Origin of the sequence: Nocardioides sp. (genome assembly GCF_034670285.1) — a bacterium.
In the GTDB taxonomy this organism is placed as follows: Bacteria; Actinomycetota; Actinomycetes; order Propionibacteriales; family Nocardioidaceae; genus Nocardioides.
Genome location: NZ_JAXMNS010000314.1, coordinates 1 through 4,637, shown reverse-complemented (window position 1 = coordinate 4,637; position 4,637 = coordinate 1). Strand labels below are relative to the sequence as shown.

Below are 4,637 nucleotides of genomic sequence, written 5' to 3'. Positions count from 1 at the left end.
ATGCACGCGCCCGAGGGCCGCCGTTGACTTTTTGCCGAACGAGGTTCAGACTTTCGTACATTGTTCGGAACTTTGTCAGGGCTGGGGGAGCCATGAGCACAGGGTGGGACCGTCGCCGCGAGCTGACCCGCGCCGACATCCTGCACGCCGCCTGGACGCTCTGCCGTGACCGAGGGCTGGCCGGCTTGTCGATGCGCGACCTCGCCGTCGAGGTCGGACTCCGCGCCCCGTCGCTCTACTCCTACTTCGCTTCCAAGAGCGAGATCTACGACGCGATGTTCGCCGACGGTCAGCGGGCGCTCCTCGAGATGACGGCTGCCAGGGCCGAGCCGCCGTCCGGCCGGGAAGGCCTTCGTTCGACGACAGCCGCCTTCGTGTCGTTCTGCGTCGCCGAGCCGGTGCGCTACCAGCTGCTCTTCCAGCGTCCGATCCCCGGATTCGTCCCGTCGGAGACGTCCTACGGGCTGGCGCTGGAGTTCTACCGGACCTACACCGCCGACATGGAGCGGATCGGGGTCACCGACCAGCGGCTGCTCGATCTCTGGAGCGCCCTGGTCACCGGCCTGACCGACCAGCAGGTGTCGAACGACCCCGGCGGAGACCGCTGGATCTCGTTGCTCGACGAGGCCGTCGACATGTTCTGCGGTCACGCACGACTTCTCGGGGAGCCCGTCACGACCACCTGAGAGACACACCCACGAGGAGAACCAGATGTCCGCCACCACCGCCCACGACCTGACAGCACTCGCTCCGATCGGTCACCGAGATGCTCGGCCGCTCGCCGCCACCGCCTACCGACGCTTCGCCGACGAGCTCGCCCAGGTGCCGAGCACCGGCTGGGAGAGGCCCACGGACTGCTCGCTGTGGACGGTGCGCGACCTGGCCGGCCACGTGGTCGGCGCCATGCGGTCGGCCGCGTCCCTGCGCGAGATGCTGCGGCAGCAGCGCGAGATCGCCCGCCGCACCAAGGTCAGCGACGAGCAGGGTGTCGCGATCATGACCGCCCTCCAGGTCGAGCTCACGGCGAGCCTGTCGACAGCCGAGCTCGTCGCCGAGTGCGCGGCGCTCGCCGAACCGGCCGCGGCAGGTCGGGCGCGCACTCCGGCGTTGATGCGCAAGCTGGTGCACTTCCCGGTGCAGATGGGTGACCTCGACGAACGCTGGTCGCTGGGCTACCTCGTCGACGTCGTGCTCACCCGCGACGCCTGGCTGCACCGCATCGACCTGTGCCGAGCCCTGGGGCGTCGACCTGAGCTCACCGCCGACCACGACGGACGGATCGTCGCCGACGTCGCTGCCGAGTGGGCCCGGCGACACGGCTCCCCGGTCCACCTCACCCTGACCGGGCCTGCAGGCGGGGTGTTCCGCACGGCTGGTGCTGACGAACCGCACCTCGAGCTCGATGCCGTGGAGTTCTGCCGCATCGTCTCCGGGCGCGAGAAGGGAACCGGTCTCCTCGCCGAGCCCGTCCCGTTCTGAGTGAGGCTCAGAGCTTGCGCAGCCGCACGTAGCGCACCGAGTGGTCGCGGTCCTTGCGCAGCACCAGGGTCGCGCGCGAGCGCGTCGGCAGGATGTTCTGCACCAGGTTGGGCCCGTTGATGGTGTCCCAGATCCGCGAAGCCTCGGTCACCGCCTCGTCGTGCGTCAGGGAGCCGTACTTGGCGAAGTACGAGCCGGGGTCGCGGAAGGCGGTCTCGCGCAGGCGCAGGAAGCGCGAGATGTACCACTCGCGGATCTTGTCGCGACCGGCGTCGACGTAGACGGAGAAGTCGAAGAAGTCGCTCAGGGCCAGACCGGTCGTGCCGTCCTCGCTCACCCGAGCCGGCTGGAGGACGTTGAGCCCCTCGATGATGACGATGTCGGGGCGCTTGATGACGACCTTCTCGCCGGGGACCACGTCGTACACGAGGTGGGAGTACGTCGGCGCCTCGACCTCGTCCTTGCCCGACTTGAGGTCGACCACGAAGCGCAGCAGGGCGCGCCGGTCGTAGGACTCCGGGAAGCCCTTGCGCTGCAGGATCCCGCGGCGCTCGAGCTCGGCGTTGGGGTAGAGGAAGCCGTCGGTGGTGATCAGCGCGACGTTGGGGTGCTCGGGCCAGTGGGCCAGCATCTGCTGCAGCACGCGCGCTGTCGTCGACTTGCCGACGGCGACCGAGCCCGCGAGCCCGATGACGAACGGCGTACGGGGAGGGGTGCGCCGGTGCAGGAAGCTCTCCTGCTCGCGGTGCAGGTGGGTGGCCGAGCTGACGTAGAGACTCAGCAGACGCGACAGCGGGAGGTAGACCTCCTCGACCTCCTCGAGGTCGAGGCTGGCGCCGAGGCCCTGCAGCGCCTCGATCTCGTCGGCCCGCAGCGGGCTGTGGGTCTCGTCGGCCAGCGCCGACCAGGCGCCGCGCTCGAGCTCGATGTACGGCGAGGTCTCGCGGCCGGGGGAGTCGCTGCCCGATGGTGGCGGTCCGGCGGTCCGGCCCGTGGGGGAGTCCTCGCCGCGCGACATGGCCGCGATTCTTGCAGCAACCCGGGGTGCCCGGCCGGTGCGGTCCATCTCGCGCGCCTGCGTCGTCCACGTCGGGAGGCGGTGAGGGGCCGGCATAAGTAGAGTCAGGGCCCATGTGCGGCATCGTCGGGTACGTGGGACCCCAGCAGGCCCAGGACGTGGTCATCGAGGGACTACGTCGTCTGGAGTACCGAGGCTACGACTCGGCCGGCGTCGCGCTGGTGGTGGCGGCCGAGACCGGTGGCAGCGTGGTGACGGCCAAGAAGGCCGGCAAGCTGGCCAACCTCGAGAAGGTGCTCGCCGACGATCCGTTGCCGGCGTCGACCACCGGCATCGGCCACACGCGCTGGGCCACCCACGGGCCGCCCACCGACGTCAACGCGCACCCTCACCACGGCAACGCCCACCGGGTCGCGCTGGTGCACAACGGGATCATCGAGAATTTCGCCGACCTGCGCGCGCGCCTCGAGGCCGACGACCACGTGCTCGTCTCCGAGACCGACAGCGAGGTCGTAGCCCACCTCGTCGAGCTCCAGGTGCAGTCGGGCGAGAGCCTCACCGTCGCCATGCAGCGCGTGTGCCAGCGACTCGAGGGAGCCTTCACCCTCGTCGCCATCGATGCCGAGGACCCCGACCGGGTGGTCGCCGCCCGGCGCAACAGCCCGCTCGTGGTCGGGGTGGGTGAGGGCGAGTACTTCCTCGGCTCCGACGTGGCGGCGTTCATCTCCCACACTCGCGAGGCCATCGAGCTCGGCCAGGACCAGGTCATCACGATCTCGCGCACCGGCGTCGACATCACCGACTTCCACGGCCACCCCGCCGAGGGCCGCCGCTTCCACGTCGACTGGGACCTGTCGGCGGCGGAGAAGGACGGCCACGACTGGTTCATGCGCAAGGAGATCTTCGAGCAGCCGCGAGCCGTGGCCGACTCCCTGCTCGGGCGCCGCACCCGCGACGGGCTGCTCCAGCTCGACGAGATGCGGCTGAGCGACGAGGAGATCCGCGACGTCTCCAAGATGATCATCATCGCCTGTGGGACGTCCTTCTTCGCCGGCATGGTGGCCAAGTACGCCATCGAGCACTGGACCCGGATCCCGGTCGAGGTCGAGCTGGCCTCGGAGTTCCGCTACCGCGACCCGATCCTCGACCACTCCACCCTGGTGGTCGCGATCAGCCAGTCCGGCGAGACCGCCGACACCCTTCAGGCGATCCGGCACGCCCGCACCCAGCGGTCCAAGGTGCTGGCGATCTGCAACACCAACGGCTCGACGATCCCGCGGGAGTCCGACGCCGTGATCTACACCCATGCCGGCCCCGAGATCGGCGTCGCCTCGACCAAGGGCTTCCTGACCCAGCTCATCGCCTGCTACCTGCTGGCGCTCTACGTCGCGCAGGTCAAGGGCACCCGGTTCGACGACGAGATCAACGAGGTGATGGCCCAGCTCGAGGCGATGCCCGACCACATCGAGAGCGTCCTGGGTGACTGCGAGCAGGTCTACGAGCTGGCCCGTGAGCACCTCGACACCCGCTCGGTGCTCTTCCTCGGCCGCCACGCCGGGTTCCCCGTCGCGCTCGAGGGCGCGCTCAAGCTCAAGGAGCTGGCCTACCTGCACGCCGAGGGTTTCGCTGCCGGCGAGCTCAAGCACGGTCCGATCGCGCTGATCGAGGAGGGACTGCCGGTGCTGTGCATCGTGCCTCCCCGGGGCCGGGACCAGCTGCACGAGAAGATGATCAGCGGCATCCAGGAGGTGCGCGCCCGGGGTGCTCGCACGATCTGTCTCGCCGAGGCCGGCGACACCCGCATCGAGCCGTACGCCGACGTCCTCATCCGGCTGCCGAAGGTGCCGACGCTGCTCCAGCCCCTGGTCGCGATCGTGCCGCTCCAGCTGTTCGCCTGCGAGCTGGCGAGCGCGCTGGGTCACGACGTCGACCAGCCGCGCAACCTCGCCAAGTCCGTCACGGTCGAGTAGCGCGGTGGCGGTGATCGGCGTCGGGATCGACGTGTGCGACCTCGGGCGCTTCGCCGAGTCGCTGGCGCGCACCCCGGGCCTGGTGGAGCGGCTCTTCACCCCGGCCGAGGCGACCTGCCAGCCGGCGTCACTGGCCGCCCGCTTCGCGGCCAAGGAGGCGCTCGCCAAGG

At 69.9% G+C, this 4,637-nt stretch carries 5 protein-coding genes; 4 read left to right on the top strand and 1 reads right to left on the bottom strand.

The annotated features are described in order from the left end of the window. Nucleotides 1-92 precede the first annotated feature (92 nt). Together VOI19_RS14735 and VOI19_RS14730 are read left to right on the top strand one after the other, a co-directional pair. Nucleotides 93-686 carry a TetR/AcrR family transcriptional regulator gene (locus tag VOI19_RS14735; RefSeq protein WP_323793717.1) on the top strand — a complete coding sequence of 198 codons (594 nt, stop codon included), beginning with the start codon at nt 93-95 and terminating at the stop codon, nt 684-686. Nucleotides 687-711: 25 nt separating this feature from the next. Continuing rightward, on the top strand, nt 712-1,479 hold the full coding sequence (locus tag VOI19_RS14730) for a maleylpyruvate isomerase family mycothiol-dependent enzyme (RefSeq protein ID WP_323793716.1): 768 nt from the start codon (nt 712-714) through the stop codon (nt 1,477-1,479). 7 nt (nt 1,480-1,486) lie between these two features. On the opposite strand, the gene coaA is transcribed toward VOI19_RS14730, so the two are convergent. Next, on the bottom strand, nt 1,487-2,497 hold the full coding sequence (gene coaA, locus VOI19_RS14725; protein WP_323793715.1) for a type I pantothenate kinase: 1,011 nt from the start codon (nt 2,495-2,497) through the stop codon (nt 1,487-1,489). Between the two features lie 113 nt (nt 2,498-2,610). Here coaA and glmS point away from each other — a divergent pair, with 113 nt between their 5' ends. Both glmS and VOI19_RS14715 read left to right on the top strand, forming a co-directional pair. Next, nucleotides 2,611-4,467: a glutamine--fructose-6-phosphate transaminase (isomerizing) gene (glmS, locus tag VOI19_RS14720; RefSeq protein ID WP_323793714.1), complete on the top strand. Its 1,857-nt coding sequence runs from the start codon at nt 2,611-2,613 to the stop codon at nt 4,465-4,467. 4 nt (nt 4,468-4,471) lie between these two features. Continuing rightward, on the top strand, nt 4,472-4,637 hold a 166-nt coding region (locus VOI19_RS14715; protein WP_323793718.1), incomplete at its 3' end, for a 4'-phosphopantetheinyl transferase superfamily protein.